At 70.1% G+C, this 23014-nt stretch carries 22 protein-coding genes; 14 read left to right on the top strand and 8 right to left on the bottom strand.

Annotation, left to right across the window (positions count from 1 at the left end; genetic code table 11):
- Window positions 1-16: 16 nt before the first annotated feature.
- Window positions 17-634, bottom strand: a complete 618-nt coding sequence (locus tag ACIA8X_RS24770) for an RNA polymerase sigma factor (RefSeq protein ID WP_393453741.1) — start codon at window positions 632-634, stop codon at window positions 17-19.
- A 311-nt stretch (window positions 635-945) separates the two neighbouring features.
- Here ACIA8X_RS24770 and ACIA8X_RS24765 point away from each other — a divergent pair, with 311 nt between their 5' ends.
- Entirely contained in the window at window positions 946-1830 is an 885-nt protein-coding gene (locus tag ACIA8X_RS24765; RefSeq protein WP_393453738.1) for a septum formation family protein, read from the top strand.
- Window positions 1831-2001: 171 nt separating this feature from the next.
- Window positions 2002-4719 carry an FG-GAP-like repeat-containing protein gene (locus ACIA8X_RS24760; protein ID WP_399459118.1) on the top strand — a complete coding sequence of 906 codons (2718 nt, stop codon included), beginning with the start codon at window positions 2002-2004 and terminating at the stop codon, window positions 4717-4719.
- 91 nt (window positions 4720-4810) lie between these two features.
- Here the strand turns inward: ACIA8X_RS24760 and ACIA8X_RS24755 are convergent, their stop codons facing one another.
- Window positions 4811-5206, bottom strand: coding sequence for a hypothetical protein (locus tag ACIA8X_RS24755; protein WP_399459117.1), 396 nt, complete (start codon window positions 5204-5206; stop codon window positions 4811-4813).
- 184 nt (window positions 5207-5390) lie between these two features.
- Between ACIA8X_RS24755 and ACIA8X_RS24750 the strand changes: the two genes are divergently transcribed.
- Window positions 5391-5885, top strand: coding sequence for a DUF1877 family protein (locus tag ACIA8X_RS24750; protein ID WP_393453729.1), 495 nt, complete (start codon window positions 5391-5393; stop codon window positions 5883-5885).
- A gap of 95 nt (window positions 5886-5980) precedes the next feature.
- Here the strand turns inward: ACIA8X_RS24750 and ACIA8X_RS24745 are convergent, their stop codons facing one another.
- The 3 genes from ACIA8X_RS24745 to ACIA8X_RS24735 form a co-directional block, all read right to left on the bottom strand.
- Window positions 5981-6592 carry a hypothetical protein gene (locus ACIA8X_RS24745; RefSeq protein ID WP_393453726.1) on the bottom strand — a complete coding sequence of 204 codons (612 nt, stop codon included), beginning with the start codon at window positions 6590-6592 and terminating at the stop codon, window positions 5981-5983.
- Between the two features lie 116 nt (window positions 6593-6708).
- Window positions 6709-7212: a hypothetical protein gene (locus tag ACIA8X_RS24740; protein ID WP_399459116.1), complete on the bottom strand. Its 504-nt coding sequence runs from the start codon at window positions 7210-7212 to the stop codon at window positions 6709-6711.
- Between the two features lie 100 nt (window positions 7213-7312).
- A complete protein-coding gene (locus ACIA8X_RS24735; protein ID WP_393453932.1) occupies window positions 7313-8953 on the bottom strand; it encodes a glycoside hydrolase family 20 protein in 1641 nt (546 codons plus the stop codon).
- A gap of 188 nt (window positions 8954-9141) precedes the next feature.
- Here ACIA8X_RS24735 and ACIA8X_RS24730 point away from each other — a divergent pair, with 188 nt between their 5' ends.
- The 6 genes from ACIA8X_RS24730 to ACIA8X_RS24705 all read left to right on the top strand — a co-directional run bounded on the left by ACIA8X_RS24730 (window position 9142) and on the right by ACIA8X_RS24705 (window position 14124).
- Window positions 9142-9681: a 2-oxo-4-hydroxy-4-carboxy-5-ureidoimidazoline decarboxylase gene (locus tag ACIA8X_RS24730; RefSeq protein ID WP_393453720.1), complete on the top strand. Its 540-nt coding sequence runs from the start codon at window positions 9142-9144 to the stop codon at window positions 9679-9681.
- 250 nt (window positions 9682-9931) lie between these two features.
- Entirely contained in the window at window positions 9932-10312 is a 381-nt protein-coding gene (gene sdhC, locus ACIA8X_RS24725; RefSeq protein WP_093905106.1) for a succinate dehydrogenase, cytochrome b556 subunit, read from the top strand.
- A 5-nt stretch (window positions 10313-10317) separates the two neighbouring features.
- Window positions 10318-10800 (top strand): succinate dehydrogenase hydrophobic membrane anchor subunit, encoded by a 483-nt coding sequence (locus ACIA8X_RS24720; RefSeq protein WP_093905107.1) that lies wholly within the window; start codon window positions 10318-10320, stop codon window positions 10798-10800.
- 22 nt (window positions 10801-10822) lie between these two features.
- The gene (gene sdhA / locus ACIA8X_RS24715) at window positions 10823-12577 is read left to right on the top strand and encodes a succinate dehydrogenase flavoprotein subunit (protein ID WP_393453717.1); all 1755 of its coding nucleotides are present in this window, start codon (window positions 10823-10825) and stop codon (window positions 12575-12577) included.
- Entirely contained in the window at window positions 12577-13338 is a 762-nt protein-coding gene (locus ACIA8X_RS24710; protein WP_393453715.1) for a succinate dehydrogenase iron-sulfur subunit, read from the top strand. The genes sdhA and ACIA8X_RS24710 overlap by 1 nt, the downstream gene beginning before the upstream one ends.
- A 156-nt stretch (window positions 13339-13494) precedes the next feature.
- Window positions 13495-14124 (top strand): Uma2 family endonuclease, encoded by a 630-nt coding sequence (locus tag ACIA8X_RS24705; protein ID WP_393453712.1) that lies wholly within the window; start codon window positions 13495-13497, stop codon window positions 14122-14124.
- Here the strand turns inward: ACIA8X_RS24705 and ACIA8X_RS24700 are convergent.
- Entirely contained in the window at window positions 14093-16582 is a 2490-nt protein-coding gene (locus ACIA8X_RS24700) for a DUF4132 domain-containing protein (RefSeq protein ID WP_399459114.1), read from the bottom strand. The two genes, ACIA8X_RS24705 and ACIA8X_RS24700, sit on opposite strands and share 32 nt — an antisense overlap.
- A complete protein-coding gene (locus tag ACIA8X_RS24695; RefSeq protein WP_393453706.1) occupies window positions 16582-16974 on the bottom strand; it encodes a hypothetical protein in 393 nt (130 codons plus the stop codon). The genes ACIA8X_RS24700 and ACIA8X_RS24695 overlap by 1 nt, the downstream gene beginning before the upstream one ends.
- A gap of 68 nt (window positions 16975-17042) precedes the next feature.
- On the opposite strand from ACIA8X_RS24695, the gene ACIA8X_RS24690 reads away from it, so the two are divergent.
- The 5 genes from ACIA8X_RS24690 to ACIA8X_RS24670 all read left to right on the top strand — a co-directional run bounded on the left by ACIA8X_RS24690 (window position 17043) and on the right by ACIA8X_RS24670 (window position 20514).
- On the top strand, window positions 17043-17453 hold the full coding sequence (locus ACIA8X_RS24690) for a VOC family protein (protein WP_399459113.1): 411 nt from the start codon (window positions 17043-17045) through the stop codon (window positions 17451-17453).
- A gap of 140 nt (window positions 17454-17593) precedes the next feature.
- Complete coding sequence (locus ACIA8X_RS24685) at window positions 17594-18001, top strand: hypothetical protein (protein WP_093905490.1); 408 nt, start codon at window positions 17594-17596, stop codon at window positions 17999-18001.
- A gap of 4 nt (window positions 18002-18005) precedes the next feature.
- The gene (locus tag ACIA8X_RS24680) at window positions 18006-18512 is read left to right on the top strand and encodes a thiol-disulfide oxidoreductase DCC family protein (RefSeq protein WP_393453701.1); all 507 of its coding nucleotides are present in this window, start codon (window positions 18006-18008) and stop codon (window positions 18510-18512) included.
- A gap of 159 nt (window positions 18513-18671) precedes the next feature.
- The gene (locus ACIA8X_RS24675) at window positions 18672-19697 is read left to right on the top strand and encodes a trypsin-like serine peptidase (RefSeq protein WP_399459112.1); all 1026 of its coding nucleotides are present in this window, start codon (window positions 18672-18674) and stop codon (window positions 19695-19697) included.
- A gap of 37 nt (window positions 19698-19734) precedes the next feature.
- Window positions 19735-20514 carry a TetR/AcrR family transcriptional regulator gene (locus ACIA8X_RS24670; RefSeq protein ID WP_399459111.1) on the top strand — a complete coding sequence of 260 codons (780 nt, stop codon included), beginning with the start codon at window positions 19735-19737 and terminating at the stop codon, window positions 20512-20514.
- Between the two features lie 18 nt (window positions 20515-20532).
- Here the strand turns inward: ACIA8X_RS24670 and ACIA8X_RS24665 are convergent, their stop codons facing one another.
- A complete protein-coding gene (locus ACIA8X_RS24665) occupies window positions 20533-22953 on the bottom strand; it encodes an MMPL family transporter (RefSeq protein ID WP_399459150.1) in 2421 nt (806 codons plus the stop codon).
- Window positions 22954-23014: the final 61 nt, after the last annotated feature.

Genomic DNA, 23014 nt, shown 5'->3' with positions numbered 1-23014 from the left:
CCCTCGCCCGCACTGTTCATTTCGATTCCCCCAGCGTCCGGGGGCCGTTATCCGTCACACCAGGGACGCCCAGCTGCTTGGCCAGCCGCTTCAGTCCCCGGTGCGCGGCCGTCCGCACCGCGCCCGGGCGCTTGCCCAGGACACGTGCCGCGGTGGGGCCGTCGAGGCCGACGACCACCCGGAGCAGCACGGCCTCGGCCTGGTCCGGCGGCAGTCCGCGGACCAGTTCCAGGGCCTGCTCGGTGGACATCGACTCCAGCGCCTGGTCGTGCGTGCTGTGCGGGCCGGGCAGCTCAAGTACGTCCTGTTCCAGCGCCGACGACCGGGGCCGTACCCGCTGCCGGCGCAGATGGTCCAGCGCCCGGTGCCGGGCGATGGTCGCGGTCCAGCCCCGGAACCCGGCGCCGTCGCCCTTGAACCGGCCGAGGTCCCGGGCGATCTCCAGCCAGGCGTCGGACGCCACGTCCTCCGCGTCGTCCCCGACCAGCCCGCGCAGGTATCCGAGCAGTCCCGGTTGCACCAGCCGGTACGCGGTCGCGAAGGCGGCCTCGTCACCTTCCTGGGCCCGCGCGACGGCCGCGCCCAGTTCCCCGTCGTACGCGTGCGCGCGACGGGGCTCCCCTCCGTGACCCAAGAACTGTCCTCGTCCGTACCGGTTCGTGACGAATCCGCACCTTGCGGCACGCCCACCCTTGCCGACATCCCTCCACGCTCAACAGCGCCCGGCCTCACAGAAGTGTCACAGCGAGGGCCGTACGACACCCGGACCCCGGCCCGCACCGGCACCGGCACCGGGGCGCACCCGCGGCGACCGCCTACAACCATTGCGCCCCATCGGGAGTCATCGAGGGTCAGAAGCGCCGCGACCTGCGCACAGCCCCGCCACAGGAATGGCATACGATGCGCGCGTTCCGCATAAAGTTTGCATAAGGGGATGTACACGTCATGTCTAATGGCAGCCCATACCGCTCTGTTCGCGGCATATCCACCGTCGTCGCCCTGCTCGCGATCGGCGCGGTCGGGTGCTCGGATGTCACTGACGCCGTCGACAGCGCCGCGGACGGTGCGAAGAAGGTGGCCCGCCAGCGTTCGGTGTTCTCGCTGGCCATCGGGGACTGCTACAACCCGAACAACAAGGGCGAGGGCACGGAGATCACCGTCGAGATCGTGCCCTGCGCCGAGGCGCACACGGGTCAGGTCGTCGGCGAGTTCAAGATCGACGAGGGGTCCAAGTACCCCGGCGACGACGCGATTTCGGCCATCGCCGACGAGCGCTGCCCGGCCGAGGCGGAGAAGCTCGCCCCGGACACCTGGGCGCTCCCCAAGGGCGTCGCCGTCTTCTACTACACCCCGACCCAGGAGAGCTGGGCGACCGGCGACCGCGCCGTGAGCTGCACCTACACCAAGGAATCGGGCACGTTCACCGGCGAGTTGAACGCGAAGTCCTTCAAGGCCGAGCAGACCGCGTACCTGGAGGGATCGAACGCCGTCTACGAGGCGCTGTGGGTGAACCAGCCCGAGAAGGACACCGTCGAGGACGACCTGCCCGGCTACAAGGCACAGGCCAAGGCCGTCGCCGCCGCCCTCGACACGCACCTCAAGGGCCTGAAGGGCATCGAGGGCGCGGAGGTCGGCAAGCTCCGCGACCAGCTGACGAAGACGGCCGGGCACTGGAAGACGGCCGCGAACGCCGCCGACGCCGACGCGTTCTACATCGCCTACGACTCTGCCTTCACCGGCATCGACCCGAACAAGACGGTCGCCGCCCGCAAGGAACTGGGCCTGGCCACCACCGTCCCGGCGGACGAGGCCGAGGTCTGGGCGGGCTGACGCCCTCCGGCCCCGCGGGGCCACGCTCCTTCCGGCAGGTGGGGCCGGGTCCGCCAAGGACCCGGCCCCACCGCCTTGTTGGGTGACAGTGCCCGGCACTTGTGCGCTGTCTGTAGGTGCCACCTGTGTGACAGGTGATGCGACCGTGACCATTTCCTAGGGGTGGGACAGTTGAGTCCTCGCAGGACCCATGCGTACAAACCGCTCGGCCTCAAGAGACGTGCGTGGCTGACCGTCGGCGCCGTCGTGCTGAGCGCCGCGGGCGTCGTGACGTACGCCATCGCGGACCCGTCCGCACCGGCCGACGCCGAGCCGGACGGCCGCAAGCCGTCGATCCACACGCTCAAACTGAAGGACCGCGGCTCCGGCCGCAGGGGCCTGACCAGGCAGGAGACAAATCGTTTCAGCGCGGTCGTGCTGACCTGGAACGATCCCGAGGCGAAGGCCAAGGGCACGCCCGAGGTGCGCACCCGGGACATCGAGACCGGCGAGTGGTCCGGCTGGCATGAGGTGACGGTCGAGCCGAGCCAGGCGGACGGCGCCGAGGGCGAACGGGCGGCCCTGCGCGGCGGTACGGAGTCGGTGTGGACCGGCGACTCCGACGGCATCGAGGTGCGCGTCGTGAACGCGGACGGCACCGAAGTGGGCGGCCAGCCGGCCGGCATGGACGTCAAGCTGCTCGACCCGGGCACGGACCCGGAGGGCGCGATACGCCCGGCCGCGTTCGTGGCGGAGGAGACCACGACGCCGGCCACGGAGCCCCCGGTACCGACGGAGACCGGCACGCCGACGGAGACGGTCACACCGACCGACACGTCCGCACCGACCGACTCCCCGACGCCCACGGACACCCCGACGGTCACCGGGACGCCCACCGCGTCCACGTCCCCGACCGCCTCGCCGACCACCTCCCCCACCCCGACCCCCACGGTCCCCGCACCCCGGCCCTCGACGGTCGTCAAGCCGCCGGTCATCACGCAGGCCGAGTGGGGCGCGTCCACTGACTACGACGGCACCCCGGAGTACGGCACCGAGATCAAGGCCGCCGTCGTCCACCACACCGGCGTCGACAGCGACAACGGCCTGTCCTGCGCCGAGTCCGCGGCCCGGCTGCGCACCATCCAGCAAGCGCACATCAGCCAGGGCTACTTCGACATCGGCTACAACTTCGTCGTAGACCGGTGCGGCCAGATCTTCGAGGGCCGCAGCGGCGGCACGGACCTGCCGGTGATCGGCGCCCATGACGCCGGGTTCAACACCAACACGGTCGGCATCTCGTACATCGGCAACTTCGAGAAGGCCACGCCCAGCCGCGCCGGCCTGGACGCCATCGCGCGGATCGTGGCCTGGAAGTTCGGGATGTACGGCGTCGACCCGACCGGCAAGGTCACGCTGACCTCCGGCGTGGACCAGGGCTACAGCGGCAACAAGATCCCCAAGGGCACGTCCGTCACGCTGCCCCGGGTCTTCGGCCACCGGGACACCAACTCCACGGCCTGCCCCGGCGCGAGCCTCTACACCAAGCTCAGCCGGATCGCCCAGGTCGCCAAGACCCCGGGCATCTCGCACGCGCTGGCCACCTCGGACGTCAACCGGGACGGCATCACCGACCTGGTCACCGGCACGCCCCGCGCGCTGAGCAACGGCGGCACCGTCACCGTCGTCCCGGGCGGTATCGACGGCCCGGTCACCGCCTCGAAGCGGACGCTCACCCAGAACAGCACCGGCGTCCCCGGCTCCCACGAGTCCGGCGACAACTTCGGCGCGGCCACGGCGTGGGGCGACGTCAACGGCGACGGCTACGCCGACCTCGCGATCGGCGCGCCCGGCGAGGACGACACCAGCGGCAACGCCGACCGCGGCTCGGTCACGGTGCTGTACGGCCCGGGGCTCGACTCCGGCTTCTCGTACACCACTTCGGGCAGCGTCACGGCGGCCGGCGCGGGGCTCGGCTCCACGGTCGCCGTCGGCGACTTCAACGGCGACGGCAAGGCGGACGTGTTCGCGGCCGGCACCGGCAAGGGCGGCAGCTGGAACGCCCGGCTGACCGGCGGCGCCACGGCCACCGGCACGCTCACCACGGCCACCGGCTCGGTCGCCTACCTGGACGCCGCGACCGGCGACTTCAACCGGGACGGCTACGCGGACGTCGCCCTCAACTACCGCGACACGGGCGGCATCGGCCGCGTGCTCCGCTTCGCGGGCTCGGCGACCGGCCTCACCAAGGCCGGGGTCATCTCCGTCAAGGGCGGCCGCTCCATCGCCGCGGGCGACGTCAACGGCAACGGCTACGACGACATCGTCATCGGCCAGCCGGTCGCGTCCGAGTCGGGCGGTCTCTCCGGCGGTCAGATCACCATGGTCCCCGGCACATCGACGGGCTTCACCACCACCGGCATGACGACGATCCACCAGGACACGGCGAATGTCGCCGGCGGCAACGAGTCCGGCGACCTGTTCGGCGCCTCCGTCTCGGTGGGTGACTACAACGCCGACGGTTTCGCCGACGCCCTGACCGGCGTCCCCGGCGAGGACTTCCCGCGCTCCGGCGTGAACCAGTCCAACGCGGGTGACGCACTCCTGGCCAGGGGCACGTCGACCGGCCTGACCGGCACCGGCTCCATCCGCCTCTCGCAGGACACGTCCGGTGTCCCCGGCGCCGCGGAGACCGGCGACCTGTTCGGCTCCGCCGTCTCGCTGACCGACCTGTCGGGCTACGGCCGCGCGGACCTGACGTTCGGCGCGGAGGGCGAGGACGGCACGGACGGCATCGTCCTGTACCTCCCGAGCAACAGCACGGGCCTCGGCTACACCCAGGCGGTCATCTACAGCAAGACCACGCTGGGCACCCCGACCGACGCCCACCTGGGCCAGACGCTGACGCCGTAATCCGGCGGAGCACACCTGACCCGGCCGGGACCCCGCCCATTCACAGGGTCCCGGCCGGATCATGTCTCCTGCGGCGCCCCACCGGCACGCCCTAGCGCCACGACTGTCCGTGCGTCGCGTCCCGGCACAGCAACCGCATCGATCCGTCGCCCGCGAAAGTCCGCCGCGCCTCGTCGATCGGGTCCCACAGCCGGCCGTCGGGCGTACGGATCCAGTGGTCGCCGCCCGACGCCCACCACTCGGCGCCGGCCTGACGGACGATCACCTCACCGGCGTACGCACCGAGACCGCGCAGGGTGGCCTCCACGGCGGCGTACGGCGTTCCCTCGCCGCGCAGACTCTCGATCATCCGGTCGACCCGCCACAGGCTCTGCGCCGAGTAGTCGAGCCGCAGCCGCGCTCCCTCGCGCATCATCGCCACCGCGTCCGCCGCCCACCTCACCGGCTTCGCCGCAGCTGAGGGCCTGGTCTCCGCTTGAGTCGTCACACCCTGGAGAGCGTGGGCGAACGGCTTTTCGTCACCCGGAATCGGCGGCTCCCCGGGACCGGTGCAGGACCACCCCACCTCGCCCCCACGACAGTCACAGGACTCCCGCAGGAACCAGGTTTACGCGGCAGCCCAGGTTGACGCGGGGGTGACACTTCGCCGCTCCCGTGCGCTCCAGTCACTGATGAGCACGTACTTCCATCTCCGCGCGGTGCCGCCCTCGGCACTGCGCAACAGCGCGACCTGGTTCCAGCGCCTGTTCGAGGACGACTGGGACACCGTGCGGGAACGGATCGGCCGGCATCGCGAGGAGGTACTGGACCAGCGGTATGGCGAGGTCGAGCTCCTCTACTGCGGCATCCCCCCGAACCAAGCACCGGACGGCCCCCGCAGCCACGTGGTCCGCGGCGGCCGCCCGGTGATCCACACCGACTCCTCCCGACCCCCGTTCCTGCTGCTCACCGCGTCCCAGGTGACCGGGGTCGCCGGGTTCCTCGGGGCGGCCGACTTCGACGACCTGTGGCGGCACGCGCGCGTGCGGCTGCTCCAGCCGTACGACGTGCCGGACGCGGAACCCGAGGTCCGCGGCCTCTTCGCGGCGACGCACCGCGACCTGACCGCCTTCTACACGCGAACGGCCGAGTACGGCGACGCGGTGGTGAAGTGGCCGGTGCCATGACAGCGAGAGAAGCGCGGGGAGGAGCCCGGGCGTCACGGATGGAGATCCGGGCGTCACGGAAGCAGATCCGCGCGTCACGGAAGCAGATCCGGCCGTCAGCCCTTCCCCCGGGCCCGCCGCGACACCACCGCCCGCAGCACCCGCCGCCCCTCCGTCGACACCTCCAGCGCCCGGCGCAGCCCGCCCACGCCATGTCCGGCGAGGATTTCCAGCACGCTGACCTGGCGGCGCAGTTCGGCGGCGACGAGCGGCGACATGCCCTCCGCACGGCCCGCGACGGGCGCCCCGGCCGCTCGCACGGAGTTGAGCGCCTGGGTCGGTGCGCCCGCCGAGGACGCGTCGCCTTCCGCGGGGTCGAGCAGCCGGTGTATCTGTAGCGAGGCGACCGAGCAGGCGTCGGCCCAGATCCGAGCCTCGGCGGCCGAACGGACGGCCGGGGCGGCGGCCAGCATCCGCCGGGCGAGCAGCGCGGCCTCGTCCTCGATGTCCTCGTCGTCCATGATCTCCGCGATGCCCAGCTTCGAGCGCGCCTGCTCCAGCAGCCCGCCCCAGGCGGCCGGGTCGCCGCCCGCCGCGAGGTTCGCCCACAGCGGCCGCAGCACCTCGTCGTCACCGCCCAGCAGGGGCACACAGCGATCCAAACAAGCCAACCCGCTGGTGGCCAGTCCGCGTTCGTCGGCCTGAGCGATCAGTTCCACCAGGCTCATCCACGCCTCCCCAATCGGGTCATTCACGAGGGTCGGGGTCCCCGCACAGGCCCCTGGCGGGCACCTTCCTAACGGAGCCCGCACTTCCCCTTACTGCGTGCGACGGCCCGTGAGTGTCACAGGGGCACGACTCCGAGCCGGTCGAGCAGCCGGAAGAAGAGGTTTTCGGCCAATGGGTCCGCATCAGCGGTGAGTACGTCGACGACCGACTCAACGTTCACCTCGTGCCCGGCCTCGGCGGCCCAGGCGACGGCCCGCGCGGCGGCGTCAGGGGGTTCGAGGAAGTAGTCCTCCAGCGTGAGCCCCTCGTCCCCGGCGCCGAGGTATCCGGCCATCGCGGCCCGCGCCAGACAGGTCGTCCACGCCCCGCTCTCCGGCGCCGCCGCCTCCACGACCACCGAGGCGCTGTCCATGACGTACCCGAAGAGCGCGGGCGCCCCGGTCTCGCGCGCCAGGTCGTTCATGTTGCCGACCTCGCCGTCCCCGCTCGGGTACTCCCACACCTGCCAGCCGCCCGGCGCGGAGTCGCGCAGGGCCATGCCCTCGGCGCCGGCCAGCGCGTCCAGCTCCGCCAGCGGCCGCTCGGCGCGGCCCACGACGAAGTACCCCCAGTAGCCCATCCCGGTTCCCCCTGGCTGTTCGGTTCGGCTCGGGCCGAATACACCACAGTCGTACGGGGGTTCGCAGCCGTATGGGCCAATCCACAGCCCGGTCCCCGGCTCAGCCCAGCTTGTCCGCGAGTGTCCTGAACTGCGCCCAGGACAGTTCCGGTGTCCCCGGATCCCACAGCTTCTGGGTCAGCGCCCGCAGCGGCATCCGGATGCCCGCCGCGACCTGCGCCTGCGTCTGCGAGTTCGCGAGATCGCACCACACCGCGAAGGACCCGCCCAGGATCTGGTCGTCGTAGGTCGCCGACACGGCCGTCGTCCCGCGGATGACCCGCGGCGTCCACTGCTCGTAGATCCGCTGACCCGTCGGGTAGACGAAGGTCTGCGGCTGCCCGAGCACGTAGTAGAGGAACTCGTCGTTGTAGTTGATCAGCTGCCGCCCCGCGCGCAGGTACTCCACCGGCACCCGGGCGCCGATCTCCTTGCCCGTCCAGTACGCCACCCGGATGTCCTTGTCCGGCTGGACGGACGTGTTCCGGAAGAACCCGTCGTTCCACGCCCGCGGCGTGCGGTCGTGGGCGCGGACGGTGGCGGCGCGGTCGTTGAGCCATCCGGTGGCGAGGTCGGCGACCGTGCCGCCGGAGCCGTAGGCCGCCCGGGCGGCGGTGGCGAGCTGCGGGTAGGAGGCCTCGGGGTTCGAGACGACCAGGGCCTGGTACTCGTCGCCGCCGAGGTGCCACTGGCTCCCCGGGAAGAGGCCGGCGTACTCGTTCAGCAGATCGTCGACGATCTCGGCGGACTCGGCCTTGGAGATGTCGATGGCACCCCGCGTCGCGGCCCCGTTCACGTTGCGCAGCTGCAGATCGGGGTGCGCGGCGATGACCGCCCCCAGATGGCCGGGCGAGTCGATCTCGGGCACGACGGTGATGTGCCGGCTCTCGGCCAGCTGGACGATCTTCCTGACCTGCGCCTTGGTCAGATGCTGCTGCGAGACGATCTCGGGATGCGAGGTGGACTCGATCCGGAACCCCTGGTCATCCGAGAAGTGCAGCCCCAGCTCGTTGAACTTCAGGTCCCCCAGCTCCCGCACCCGGTCCTCGATCCAGTCCGCGGTGAAGTGCTTGCGCGCGATGTCGAGCATGAACCCGCGCACCGGCTTGGCGGGCTCGTCCCGCACGACGCCCTCCGGCGCCGCACCCGCGCCCTGCACCTCCTGCTTCAGCGTCCGCGTCCCGTAGAAGACCCCCGCCTCACCCGGCCCACTGATGGCCACCCGCCCGTCGCGCACGGTCATGGTGTACGACTCCGGGTCCGCGCCCTTGGCGCCGCCCAGGGCCAGCCGCACGTCCCCGGCGCGCGAGTCCTTCTTCTCGCCGGCATACGTCAGCCCCAGCTCACCGGCGATGAGCCGCCCCTCGTCGGCGAGCTTCGCGTCGCTCACGACGACCCGCTCCCCGCTCGCGGGACGCCAGCCGGGCCCACGGGCGGCGGTGTGGGAGCTCACGGCCGGGATCGTCTGGGGAGCCTTTGAGAGCGGATACGACCGAGTGGGTGACGGGGTCGGTGCGACCGGCTCTTTCCGGACGGGCGACGAGGCGGCCTCGGAGGTCCCCGGGGCCGACCGCCGCTGCTCGCTTCCGCCCGCCCCACCGTTGTCGCCGGTGGCCAGGAGACCAAGGCTCACCCCGGCCCCGACAGTGACGACGACCACCGCGATGATCAGGACCCACGTCTGCGTCAGGGCCCGCTTCACCGGTGCCCGGCGCCTGTGCTTGTGCTGGATCACCTCGCCAACGTAACTCCGTTGCCACGTTCGGGCGTCCACAGCATGTTCCGAAACTCTCCCGTTCGGCTGAAATTCGGGCATCCGTCGGACACGTCACGTCCACTCTCGATAACGTGAGCACCACTCCTCTCCCAAAATCCCCTGCCGAAACCCACGTGACGCCCACACACCTTCCTGGCCGAGTCGCCATACCGTCGCTCCCGGAGCAGACGCGCACTCCACCGCCCCCGAACGCGCTGGAGTCCTTCAACACCGCCCCCACCGCCGAGGTCCACCAGACCCTCCTGACCTGCCTGCACAGCCCCCGCTGGGCCACCCGCATCGCGGACCACCGCCCATACCCGGACCTGGACGCCCTCCTGGCGGCCTCGGACGAGGCGGCGTACGACCTGGCTCCCGGGGATCTCGCGGAGGCGCTGGCAGCAGAAACGTTGCCGGTACTGCCGGAGGGGCTCTACGGGGCAGCTCACACCGCCCTGAACGCGGCGAACGCCGCATACGAGGCCAAGTTCGGCCACGCCTTCGTCATCTACGTGGCCGACCTCCCACCGGCAGAGGCCCTGGACCAGGTCCTGCACGCCATCCGATCTCGATTGGCGAACGATCCGGACGAGGAACGCGTGGTCACGGCAGAGGAACTCCGCCGCCTGGCAAAGGGACGATTGACGCACGCCGTAAGGGGCGCGGGGCTGTAGTCGATTTGCGGCTCCGCCGCGCGGGCGCGACCAGCCCAAACGGCGCCGCACCCGGCAACCAACAGGACACCTCACCCCATTAGCCGCCAATCACCCATCCGCGTGCCAGTTTGATCACACCGACCGCCCCCCGCTCAGCCCAGCGGCAGCGCATCGCTACGATGCTGGGGGCCGGTGGACCGTACCCGGCCGGGCCCGACCGACAGCACAAGCCGGCGCGGCCCCAATCCCCGCTCCCGGAGGAACTTCCGTGCCGGCTGGAACGCTGTACCGCGGCCGGGAAGGAATGTGGTCCTGGGTGGCTCACCGAGTCACCGGCGTCCTCATTTTCTTCTTTCTGTTCGTTCACGTGCTGGACACCGCACTCGTCCGCGTCTCTCCCGAGGACTACGACAAGGTCGTAGCCACCTACAAGACGCCGATCGTCGCGTTGCTGGAGTACGGCCTCGTCGCCGCCATCCTCTTCCACGCACTCAACGGGCTCCGCGTCATCGCCGTCGACTTCTGGTCGAAGGGCCCGCGCTATCAGAAGCAGATGCTCTGGTCCGTCGTCGGCCTGTGGGTCGTGCTGATGCTCGGGGCGATCTACCCCGTCCTCGGCCACGCCGCTCGTGAAGTGTTCGGGAGCTGACGCGCATGTCCACCACTGAATCCACCGCGACCGGTATCGGCCCCGTCGAGGGCGAGTCCCTCTACAACGTCGACAACCCGGCCCCCCTCATCGAGGCCCCGCGCAAGCGCACCAAGAAGACCCCCCGGTCCACCCGGGGCAACTTCGAGATGGCCGCCTGGCTGTTCATGCGCCTGTCCGGCATCGTGCTCGTCGTCCTGGTCATCGGCCACCTGCTGATCCAGCTGGTGCTGGACGGCGGCGTGTCGAAGATCGGCTTCGCCTTCGTGGCCGGCCGCTGGGCGAGCCCGTTCTGGCAGGTCTGGGACCTGCTCATGCTGTGGCTCGCGATGCTGCACGGCGCCAACGGCCTGCGCACGGTCATCAACGACTACGCGGAGCGCGCGAACACCCGGCTGTGGCTGAAGGGCCTGCTCTACACCGCCACGGTGTTCACCATCCTGCTGGGCACGCTGGTGATCTTCACCTTCGACCCGAACATCCGCTAGGCACGGGGCTGAGGTACTACTGATGAAGATCCACAAGTACGACACCGTCATCGTCGGCGCCGGTGGCGCGGGCATGCGCGCGGCCATCGAGTCGACGAAGCGCAGCCGCACCGCCGTGCTGACCAAGCTGTACCCCACCCGCTCCCACACGGGCGCCGCGCAGGGCGGCATGGCCGCAGCGCTGGCCAACGTGGAGGAGGACAACTGGGAGTGGCACACCTTCGACACGGTCAAGGGCGGTGACTACCTGGTCGACCAGGATGCCGCCGAGATCCTGGCGAAGGAGGCCATCGACTCCGTTCTCGACCTGGAGAAGATGGGCCTGCCGTTCAACCGCACCCCGAACGGCACGATCGACCAGCGCCGCTTCGGCGGTCACAGCCGTAACCACGGCGAGGCCCCGGTCCGCCGGTCCTGCTACGCCGCGGACCGCACCGGCCACATGATCCTCCAGACGCTGTACCAGAACTGCGTCAAGGAGGGCGTGGAGTTCTTCAACGAGTTCTACGTCCTCGACCAGCTGATCACCGAGGTCGACGGCGTCAAGAAGTCGGCCGGTGTCGTGGCGTACGAGCTCGCGACCGGTGAGATCCACGTCTTCCAGGCGAAGGCCGTGATCTACGCGTCCGGCGGCTGCGGCAAGTTCTTCAAGGTGACGTCGAACGCGCACACGCTGACCGGTGACGGCCAGGCGGCGGTCTACCGTCGCGGGCTGCCGCTTGAGGACATGGAGTTCTTCCAGTTCCACCCGACCGGCATCTGGCGCATGGGCATCCTGCTGACGGAGGGCGCCCGTGGTGAGGGCGGCATCCTCCGCAACAAGGACGGCGAGCGCTTCATGGAGAAGTACGCGCCGGTCATGAAGGACCTCGCGTCCCGTGACGTCGTCTCGCGCTCCATCTACACGGAGATCCGCGAGGGCCGTGGCTGCGGTCCCGAGGGCGACCACGTCTTCCTGGACCTCACGCACCTCCCGCCGGAGCAGCTGGACGCCAAGCTCCCGGACATCACCGAGTTCGCGCGCACCTACCTCGGTATCGAGCCCTACACGGACCCGATCCCGATCCAGCCCACCGCGCACTACGCGATGGGCGGCATCCCGACGAACGTCGAGGGTGAGGTCCTCAGCGACAACACCACGGTCGTCCCGGGCCTGTACGCGGCCGGCGAGGTCGCCTGTGTCTCGGTCCACGGCGCGAACCGTCTCGGCACCAACTCGCTGCTGGACATCAACGTGTTCGGCCGCCGGGCCGGCATCGCGGCGGCGGAGTACAGCCAGAAGGCCGACTACGTGGAGCTGCCGGAGAACCCGGCGGAGCTGGTGATCGACCAGGTGGAGCACCTGCGCTCCTCCACCGGCACCGAGCGCGTGGCGACGCTCCGCAAAGAGCTGCAGGAGACCATGGACGCGAACGTCATGGTGTTCCGCACGGAGCAGACGATCAAGACGGCGGTCGAGAAGATCGCGGAGCTGCGCGAGCGCTACAAGAACGTCTCGATCCAGGACAAGGGCAAGCGGTTCAACACGGACCTGCTGGAGGCCATCGAGCTGGGCAACCTGCTCGACCTGGCCGAGGTCATGGCCGTCTCCGCGCTGGCCCGCAAGGAGTCCCGCGGCGGTCACTACCGCGAGGACTACCCGAACCGCGACGACGTCAACTTCATGCGCCACACCATGGCGTACCGCGAGGTGGGCGACGACGGCACCGAGTCCGTCCGTCTCGACTACAAGCCGGTCGTCCAGACCCGCTACCAGCCGATGGAGCGTAAGTACTGATGGCAACCCCCGTTCTGGACAAGGTGGAGGCCGAGTCCGCCGCGTCTCCGTACATCACGGTCACCTTCCGGGTCCGCCGCTTCAACCCGGAGGTCTCGGCCGAGGCGACCTGGGAAGACTTCCAGCTGGAGATCGACCCGAAGGAGCGCGTCCTCGACGGCCTCCACAAGATCAAGTGGGACGTCGACGGCACGCTGACCTTCCGCCGTTCCTGCGCCCACGGCATCTGCGGCTCGGACGCGATGCGGATCAACGGCAAGAACCGCCTCGCCTGCAAGACGCTGATCAAGGACATCAACCCCGAGAAGCCGATCACGGTCGAGCCCATCAAGGGCCTCACGGTCCTGAAGGACCTCGTGGTCGACATGGAGCCGTTCTTCCAGGCGTACCGGGACGTCATGCCCTTCCTCATCACGAAGGACACGAACGAGCCGACGCGCGAGCGCTTCCAGACCGCCGAGGACCGTGAGCGCTTCGACGACACGACGAAGTGCATCCTCTGCGCCGCCTGCACCTCCTCGTGCCCGGTCTTCTGGAACGACGGCCAGTACTTCGGCCCGGCCGCCATCGTCAACGCGCACCGCTTCATCTTCGACTCGCGCGACGAGGCCGGCGAGCAGCGCCTGGAGATCCTCAACGAGAAGGACGGCGTCTGGCGCTGCCGCACGACCTTCAACTGCACGGACGCCTGCCCGCGCGGTATCGAGGTCACGAAGGCGATCGCCGAGGTCAAGAAGGCGCTGATCACGCGTCGCTTCTGAGGTCGTGTTCGGTACGGCTGTGAGGGCCCCGTTTCCGGTGGAGACGGGGCCCTTTGGCGTGCGGGCACACGTTCGAGTGAACGTGATCGTGAAGGACGGGCGGGTGTTGTCCGGCCTACGATGATGGTCTCGACACCAGCCCACGGGAGGCACGTGATGTCCGCTGCAGCCGTCGAGCGGCCTTATGGAGACCGTCCTCTGATCGCGGAAGCCAACCGGCTCATGGAGCGCAACCCGGGCTACCGCGTTGAGATCATCGGAGGCCAGATCCTCGTGTCCCCGCCGCCGGACGCCGCCCATGCCCGCGCTCTGAGCAGGCTCATGACCCCCTTCATGGCAGCCGGTCTCGCCGATGGCGAGACAGAGGTGCTCCAGGGAGTAGGCCTCTGGCTCCCCAGCGGCACCGAGGATTACGCCATCCCGGATCTGGTGGTCGTCGACGCCGACATCGAGGAACACCTCGTCGAGAACAACTGCTACGACCCCGTCTGTTTCCGCCTGGTCCTGGAAGTCACCTCCAGCAACTATCGGACCGACCTGCGAGACAAGGTGAAGGCGTACGCCGCCGCCAAGATCCCGGTCTACGTGATCATCGACCGCAAGCATCAGCGCCTCCACGTCCTGACCAACCCAGCCGGGGACGATTACGAGAGCCACCGCCCGCACTACCCAGGCGAGATGGTCACCCTGCCCCAATCCATCGGCGCCGAAGTCACCCTGGACGTCGCGGAGATCCTTAAGGCGGGCCGGCGCGCTACAACTGACTCAGGATCGTCGGGTCCGTGATCTTCAAGTCGTCGGCCAGCATCATCGCCTTGCTGAGGATCACCGCCAGCATCCGGTCACCCTCGTACGGCAGGTAACCCGCTTGTGGGGCCGCGGGGTTGGACTTGGGGACGATGCACAGGTACTGGTCGTTCGGGGTCATGAGGATGTTGCCCGAGCCGAGGTGGATCTTGTACGTGTGGCGTGTGCCCTTCACGTGCAGGAAGCGGCCCTCGATCGTGCAGCGGTCGGCGATCGCCAGCCTCGGTATGAGGCGTTCGAGGAGGGCTCGGCGCGTCTCCGCGCTCGCGCCGAGCTCACCGAAGCCGTACGACGTCCAGTACTCGCGGAAGCGGCCACCGGGGCCGCCGTCCTGCCAGGTCGGGTCGTTGCCGACGCTCGCCACGCCGACGAACAGGTCCACGTCGCGCAGGACTTCGGACAGCACCAGGGGCGGGACGTCCGTCAGGGGCAGCGGGTCGACCGGGTCGACTCCGTCGCGCAGCCACATGCGGTACTCACCGCCGCAGCAGTGTGCCGAGTTCTGCGGGGCGTCGAGCGGGTAGAAGCGGACCTGGTCGGTGCGCAGCCGCAGGAAGCTGCCGGAGTCGGTGATGTCCTCGTAGTTCTCGCCGTCGTCGCCCCCGATCCAGTACTCGGCGCGCAGGCCCCACTGGGGCAACTCCCGGACGGCGGGCGGCGCCTCGTCGTCCACGGCCAGGCGCAGCTTGTTGTGCCAGCCACGCATCGCGGCCAGGGAGTGGAACTGGTGCTGGCGCAGCACGTGCGCCGCGAAGCGGTTGGAGTACGTCGCCGTCGTGCGCTCGGCGTCCGTCAGCAGGTACACCTCGCGGTGGGCCTGCTTGAAGGGCTGGGTGATGCCGTGTCGCTCCAGCCAGTCGCGCCACGCGACGATCTGGGCGGGTTCGTGGCCGACCGGGTGCCAGAGTTCGACGTGCGTGCCCTCCGTCACCGGTGCGTCGGCCAGGGTCCGCAGCTCGCCGTCCGTGTACCCCACCGGCGTACCGTCGACCGTCCAGAGCAGGCGGCGGGCGAGGGTGCCGACCAGCGGGTGGTCGAGGTAGCGCTCGCGCCAGGCGGCGTACGGCCAGGTGCGGCGGGCCAGGAACTGGCGGTCCAGGCGCTCGCTCTGCGCCGAGAGCATCTTGTCGATGTCCTTGACCGCGCCCTTGAACTCCTTGAGCTCGTCGGCGTGATCGCGTCGTACGGCGGCGGGCACGCTCTTCACCGCCTTGCCGCTCGCGTTGCGCCAGCTCAACACGGCCTTGGGGCCGCGGACTTCGAGCAACGCCGTGACCTCGCCGAGCCGGTGCTCCACGCGGCCGGCCTCCGTCAGGCCGTACGCCGGCACGGCCAGCTCCTCGATCTCCTCGCGGCTCAGGCCCATCGCCTCCGCCCTGGCGTCCAGGCCGGTGTTCAGCAGCTTGAGCGTGCCCTTGAAGGTGACGCGGGTGGCGAGGCGGGCCAGTTCGGCGAGGGCGGCCTCACCGTCGATACGGGCCAGGGCGTTGACGGCGGCGTTGGCGACCTTGGGGTTCACCGGGCCGAGGCCCGCGACCTTGCGCAGGGCGGTCTCGACGAGGGCGCCCAGGGTGCGGGCGGTCTCGGGGTGCGGGGGAAGGAGGGAGAGCAGCCAGGTGAGGCCGCGTAGCGCGTCGGCGTTGTACGGGTCGAGGGTGGCGTTGGGGTCGGGTCCGTAGCGCGGTTCGAGCAGCGGGCGGGTGCGCGGCCTGCCCACCAGTCGCAGCCAGGGCAGCAGCCGCTCCCGTACCTCGTCGGCGCCGAGCGGCTCGATCAGCGCGCGGCCGGTCTTGTCCCACTTCGCGGATGGTCGGGCGGCGGTCGCGGTGGCCGCGTGGGCGAGCAGCCGCCGCCATTCGTCGCCGAGCTCGGCCACCTCGGCGAGGGCCTGGTCGGACCATGCCTCGCCCGGGTTCACCGCGGGGCCGTCGAGCTGGGCCACCAGTGCTCCCAGCGTCTTCTTGCCGTTCCACAGCGTCAGATACGAGCGGCGGACCACGGCGACGAACTCGCCGGGCAGCTCCCGCCCGTCGGCCTGTTCCAGTTCGGCGAGCCGGATGAGCTGACCGGTGTCGTAGTGCACGTCCTGCTCCGCGGCCAGGTCGATCAACGCGGCCCGGGTGTCGAGCGACTGACCCTCGGTGGCGGGTCGCATCGTCCGAAGGCAGGCGAACACGCTCACGATGTGGCGGCGCGGGTGGGTGCCGGGCTCCAGTGCGTGGTAGCGGGCGGCCAGCCGGTGTACGAGCTCCGTCTGGAACCGGTCGCTCGCGGCGAGGATGGCGTGGAAGACGCTCTGGCGGTCCCCGCTCCAGTGGCCGTCGGTCATCTCGGCGAGCCTGAGCAGTTCCGGGACGAGCTGTTCGATGTCTTCGGCGGCGACGAGGTCGACGACCGCACGGACCTGTTCGGCGCGCTCGGACTTCGAGTAGGGCATCAGCCACCCACCAGCGCCACGAGCTTGAGAAACGTGATCTCGGTGCCGAGCGCGAGTTCGATCTCGTCGTCGAGGTCGGTGACCTGACGGTCCCCCACGAGCACCAGGAAGCCGTTGCCCGCGAAGGCCTTGAGCGCGAGCTCGGTCTGCGCCTCGGGGTCCATCCGGCGGGCCGTGCGCATCGCGTACCCGTTGAGCACGCGCTCGGCGTCCTGCGGCTGCACGAGGCCCTGGAAGACCTCCGGCGTGCGCGCGTTGTACTCGGCGACCTCCTGGAACACCCGGCGCCGGATCAACTCGCACACGGTGAGCCGCTCCTCGGCGATCTCCAGCCCCCAGCCTTCGCTGCGACTCCCGCTTGTCGTCTCGTCGACGAACCTCACGATTCCCATGCCGACGACAGTACGAGCCACCACTGACAATCACCGGATCCGGCCGATCATCCCCTTACCCTGACGGTATGTCAGATGATGAGTCGTACGAGCTGCTCGGGTTCGACAACCTGCTGCTGCCGGTCGGCGACCTCGGCGAGGCCGTCCGGTTCTACGAGCTCGCCGGGTTCGTGGTCGGGTTCCGGCTCGACGAGGCCGGGATCGCGGGGCTGAAGGTCGGGGGCGAGACGCCCGGGATTCTGCTGCGGCACGAGGAGACGCTGGGGCACCGGCCGCCTCCCTGGCTCTGCCCACGGGTCTGGCTGGAGGTGCCGGACGCGCGAGCGGCGGCGCGGGCGTTGGCCGAGGTGGGCATCACGCCGCTCGACGAGCCCTTCTCCATGGCCACCGGATGGACCGTCGAGATCGCCGATCCCTGGGGGAACGTCATCGGACTCACGGACTACTCCAAGCGGCCGGAGCTCGGGCGCAGGCCGTGACGGGGGCCGCGGCAGAGGCGTAAGAGGGGCCGGGACAGAGGCGTGACGGAGGCCTCACCCGATTGAGTTGAACACGTTCAAAGTCAGGGTCTACAGTCATCCCTGTCAGAGTTTTGAACGTGTTCAAGAAGGGGGAGGCCATGGACCGCACGGTCATCGCCTACGTCATCTACCTGGTCGTCAGCATCGCCCTCACCGTCTGGGTGGCCCGCACACTCAGCCGCAACGGACGGATCTTCCTCGCCGACGTGCTGCGCGGGAACGAGAAGCTCGCCGACGCCGTGAACCACCTTCTGGTGGTCGGTTTCTACCTCGTCAACCTCGGCTTCGTCTCGCTGTACCTGAGCGACGACGACACCGTCCTCGACACCCGCGGGGTCTTCGAGGCCCTGTCGACCAAGCTCGGTGTGGTGCTGCTGGTGCTCGGCGTGATGCACCTGGGCAACGTCTACGTACTCAACAAGATCCGCCGGCGCGGCGTGATGGAGCGCGAGCAGGTGCCTCCGGTCGCCCCGCAGGACTGGGTCGCTCCGTCGGCCGGGGCGTGACCCGATGGCCGGCAAGACGGACGCCGCCCCGGTCCGCCGGCTGACGGTCTTCTACGACGCCGGGTGCTCCCTGTGCACCTTCGTGCGCGACTGGCTGGCGAAGCAGCCCCAGTTGGTGCCGCTGGAGCTGGTGCCGGCCGGGTCCGAGGAGGCCCGGCGGCGCCACCCCGGCCTCGACCACGGCGCCACGCTCGACGACATCACCGTCGTCGGCGACGCCGGGCAGGTCTACCGGGGCTCCGCCGCCTGGATCGTCACGCTGTGGGCCCTGCGCGAACACCGGCCGCTCGCCCACCGGCTCAGCACTCCGTCGGGGGCGCGGCTCGCCAAGGGGGCCGCGCTCGCCGCCGCCAAGTGGCGCGGGGCACAAGGGGGCGGGCCGCAGGGGGGATGGCCGCAAGGGGGCGGGCAGGTCTATCGGAGCGCGGACGGGTGGTCGTACGAGCCGAGTCGGGGCTGGACGTACAACCCGCCCGGTTGCGACGGCGGCACCTGTGCCAATCCATCCTGAACAGCCCCGTTTCGGACTCCGTTTCGGTAGGCGCCCTTCCAAAACCGGGCTCGGGTTGGCACGCTGCCTCCCGGTTCTCCACTCCGCACTCGCACCGACTGTCCGTCAGCCGGGCGGCCCATCCGGTCGCCCGGTCCCCCCATCGCAGAAGGAGTACGCGTGAGAGGCATACCCGGCGTCACCCGCATACCCCGTCCCCTCCTCGGCGCCCTCGTCGGCGTCACCGCGCTGCTCACCGCAGGCGCCCTGGCCACTCCCGCGGGCGCCGCGCCGAAGCCCGGCGGCTCGACCGGCATCAGCTCGGTCTCGGCCGGCGCGCAGCAACAGGCCCGTGACTTCTGGACGTCGGAACGGATGCGCGAGGCGACCCCCCTCGACCTCGTGAGCGTCAACGGCCACTACGACGGCGGCTCGGCGCCCCTCAAGGGCACGGCGACCACCGTCGCGCCCACCTCCCCGGCCGAGAAGGTCGGCAAGGCCGTCTCCGACATCGGCCTGCTGGCCTTCCCGAACAGCGGCGGTCAGTGGACCGGCGGCGGCTCGGTCGTGTCCACGGCGGGGCGGGTGTTCTTCAGCTACCAGGGCCGTACGGCGTCCTGTTCCGGCAACGCCGTCACCAGCGCCAACAAGAGCACCGTCATCACGGCGGGCCACTGCGTGAAGCTGGAGGGCGCCTGGCACACCAACTGGGTCTTCGTGCCCGGCTACCACGACGGGCAGGCCCCGTACGGCCGGTGGACCGCGTCGAAGACGCTCTCCACACCGCAGTGGACGGCGAGCGAGGACATCAACTACGACGTCGGCGCCGCCGTCGTCGCCCCGCTGGACGGCAAGCTGCTGACGGACGTAGTCGGCGGGCAGGGGCTGGCCTTCAACACCGGCTACAACCTGCGCATGTACGCGTTCGGCTTCCCGGCCGCCGCCCCGTACGACGGCGAGAAGTTCATCTACTGCAGCGGCACCACCGACCGCGACTTCCTGCTGTCGAACGACCACGGCATGAACTGCAACATGACGGGCGGCTCCAGCGGCGGCCCCTGGTTCACGCAGTTCGACGAGGCCAAGGGCACCGGCCTGCTGTCCTCGGTGAACAGCTTCAAGTACAACTTCCTGCCGAACCGGATGTACGGCCCGTACTTCGGTGCCGACGCCCAGAACCTGTACCAGTCGGCACAGGCCTCCTGACGTTCGGCGCAAACGCCACTCGTTAGGCTCTCTTTCCGTGCCCTCGAAGAACGACAGCCCTGAACAGGGCGATGCCCCCAGCAAGTCCGAGCAGACCCGTGCGCTGATCCTGGAGACCGCCATGCGGCTGTTCCAGGAGCGGGGCTACGACAAGACGACGATGCGGGCGATCGCCCAGGAGGCCGGGGTCTCCGTCGGCAACGCGTACTACTACTTCGAGGGCAAGGAACACCTGATCCAGGGCTTCTACGACCGGATCGCCACCGAGCACAGGGCGGCGATCCGGGACGTCCTGGCCCGGGAGACCGACCTGGAGGTACGGCTCGCGGGTGTGCTGAGGGCGTGGCTGGACATCGCCACGCCGTACCACGAGTTCGCCGTGCAGTTCTTCAAGAACGCCGCGGATCCCGCGAGCCCGCTCAGTCCCTTCTCCGCCGAGTCGGAGCACGCGCGCGTGGAGGCCATCAACATCCACCGGCAGGTCCTGGCGGGCGCGACGAAGACCAAGGTGCCCGAGGAACTCCGGGATGTGCTGCCCGAGATGATGTGGCTCGGCCAGATGGGGCTCGTCCTGTACTGGGTCTACGACCGGACCGAGGGGCGCGAGCGCAGCTACCGGCTCGCCGAGCGAAGCGCCCGGCTGACCGCGCGGGGCGTCTCGCTCGCGCGGTTCCGGGTGCTGCGGCCGCTGGTGCGCGAGGTGCACGACCTGTTCACGGACTTCCTGCCGGGGATGACGAACGCCATTCCGGATCCGGCCAAGCAGAAGGAGAAGGCCGACGGCCAGGGGGCGCCCGCCAAGGACGAGCGCCACTGAAACCGCCTTCGACGGGCGTCAGTTGACCGCGTCCACCTCACCCTCGGCCAGCTCCACGTCGTACACCAGCGGCCCCTCCGTCACGACCACCTGCCCCGCCCGGGAGCCGTACGACTCGGCGCTCGTCGCCAGCAGATACGCCCCCGGCGCCGGCACCGAGACGATGTACGAGCCGTCGGCCAGCGACGTCACCCGGTCCAGCTGGCGCCCGCCCTTCGTCAGCAGTGTCACCGCCGCGCCGTCGATCGGATCGCCGTCGGCGGTGCGGACGAAGCCGTGGACGACCGAGGACCTGCCCGCCACGGCGACCGGCTCCTCCTCGGCCACCGCCGCCACCGGCTCCTCCTTCGGCTCGACCGCCAGATGCGGCACCCGCTTCTCCAGCCAGTCCGGCAGCCACCAGTTGGAGTTGCCGAGCATGTGCATCGCGGCCGGCACCAGGGCCGTACGCAGGATGAAGGCGTCCAGGGCGACGGCCGCCGCGAGGCCGATGCCCGCCATCGCGCCCTCCATGTCACCGCTCAGCACGAACGCGCTGAACACGCAGATCATGATCAGGGCGGCGGAGTTGATGACCCGGCTGGTCTCCGCGAGGCCGACGCGCACCGCGCGCGCGTTGTCCTTCGTGTGCACCCACTCCTCGTGCATCCGGCTCACCAGGAACACCTGGTAGTCCATGGAGAGGCCGAACAGCAGGGACAGCATGATGACCGGCAGGAAGGACGTGATCGGGCCCTCCTTGCCGACACCGATCAGCTCGGTGCCCCAGCCCCACTGGAAGATCGCCACCAGGACGCCGAAGGACGCGGCCGCCGCGATGAGGTTCATCAGGGCGGCCGTCAGCGGCACCACCAGCGAGCGGAAGGCCACCAGCAGGAGCAGGAAGCCGAGCGCGATGATCGTCGCGATGAAGTACGGCAGTCGCTCGCCGGTGACGGAGGCGAAGTCCTTGAAGACCGCCGTCACGCCGCCCACATGGGCCTCGGCGCCCGACTGCGGGATCACGTCGTCGCGCAGGCGGTCGATCAGTTGGTCCGTCTGCTCGGACTGCGGTGATGTCGTCGGTACGACCTGGATGACGGTGACGTCGTTCGCGGGCGGCGCGGCGGCCACCTGGGCGACGCCTTCGGTCGAGCGGATCGTGTCGACCAGGCCGGCGGGGGCGTCGCCCTCGACGACCACCTGGAGCGGGCCGTTGAAGCCGGGGCCGAAGCCCTCGGCGAGCAGGTCGTAAGCCTGGCGGGTGGTCTGCGACTCCTGGTGGTTGCCCTGGTCGGTGGCGCCGAGGCGCAGCGACAGCACGGGGATCGCGAGGAGCGCCATGACGACGACGGCCAGCGCGGCGACCGGGCGCGGGCGCCTTTGGACGTACGACGACCAGCGCGCCGCGAGTCCGCTCTCCTCCGCCGGCTCCGGTCCCGTCGCGGCGAGCCGGCGCCGCTGCCGGCGGCTGAGCACCCGCATGCCGAGCAGACCCAGGAGGGCGGGCAGCAGGGTGATCGCGGCCAGCACGCTCAGGACGACGGTGAGCGAGGTCGCGACGACCACGCCATCCAGGAACCGCATGTTCATCACCAGCATTCCGGCGAGCGCGATGCACACCGTGCCGCCCGCGAACAGCACCGCGCGGCCTGAGGTGTTGAGGGCCGTCACCGCCGACTCCTCCGGCTTCATGCCGCGCAGGATGCCGCGCCGGTGCCGGGTGACGATGAACAGGGCGTAGTCGATGCCGACGCCGAGGCCGATCAGCGAGCCGAGCAGCGGGGCGACCTCGGGCACGTCGGTGACATGGCTGAGCAGCATCGTGCCGATCAGGCCGGTGCCGACGCCGGCGATCGCCACGATGATCGGCAGCAGCATCGCGAACAGCGAGCCGAACGCCAGGAACAGCACGACCGCGGCCGCCAGGATGCCGACCGCCTCCGCCGTGCCCTGCGGCGGCTCCTGGGTGCGGGCGATGGCCTGGCCGCCCAGCTCGACCTGGAGTCCGTCGCGTTCGGCGGCCTGGGCCGTGTCGACGACGTCCTCGATCAGCTCCTTGGGGATGCCGTTCGCCTGCTCCGTGAAGGTGATCTGGGCGTACGCGATCCGCCCGTCCCGGCTGATCTGCGCGGCCCCTTGTTCCGCGTACGGGTCGGTGACCTCGCCGACCCCCTTCATCCGCCCGATCTCCTCAAGCGCGGGTTCGATCCGGGACCGTACGGACTCGTCCCGCACGCTCCCCTCGTCGGCCTTCCACACCACCGTGTCGGTGTCGCCCGCGCGCTCCGGGAAGGCCTTCTCCATCAGGTCGTACGCGGTCGTGGAGTCCGTGTTCGGGAGGGAGAAGACGTTCGCGTAGTTCGTGCCGGCGGCCGAACTCGCCGCGCCCAGGCCGAACAGCGCCCCCACCCACAGCAACAGGACCACCAGCCGGTGCCGATAGCACCACCGTGCCAATGCCGCCACGCTCAACACTCCTTATGCGGTTCGGTTGGTCCCCCAGGTCCTGGGCAACAGG

It is taken from the genome of Streptomyces sp. NPDC051738, assembly GCF_044453205.1.
Classification (GTDB): Bacteria; Actinomycetota; Actinomycetes; order Streptomycetales; family Streptomycetaceae; genus Streptomyces.
This window is presented reverse-complemented; position numbering and strand designations above follow the sequence as displayed.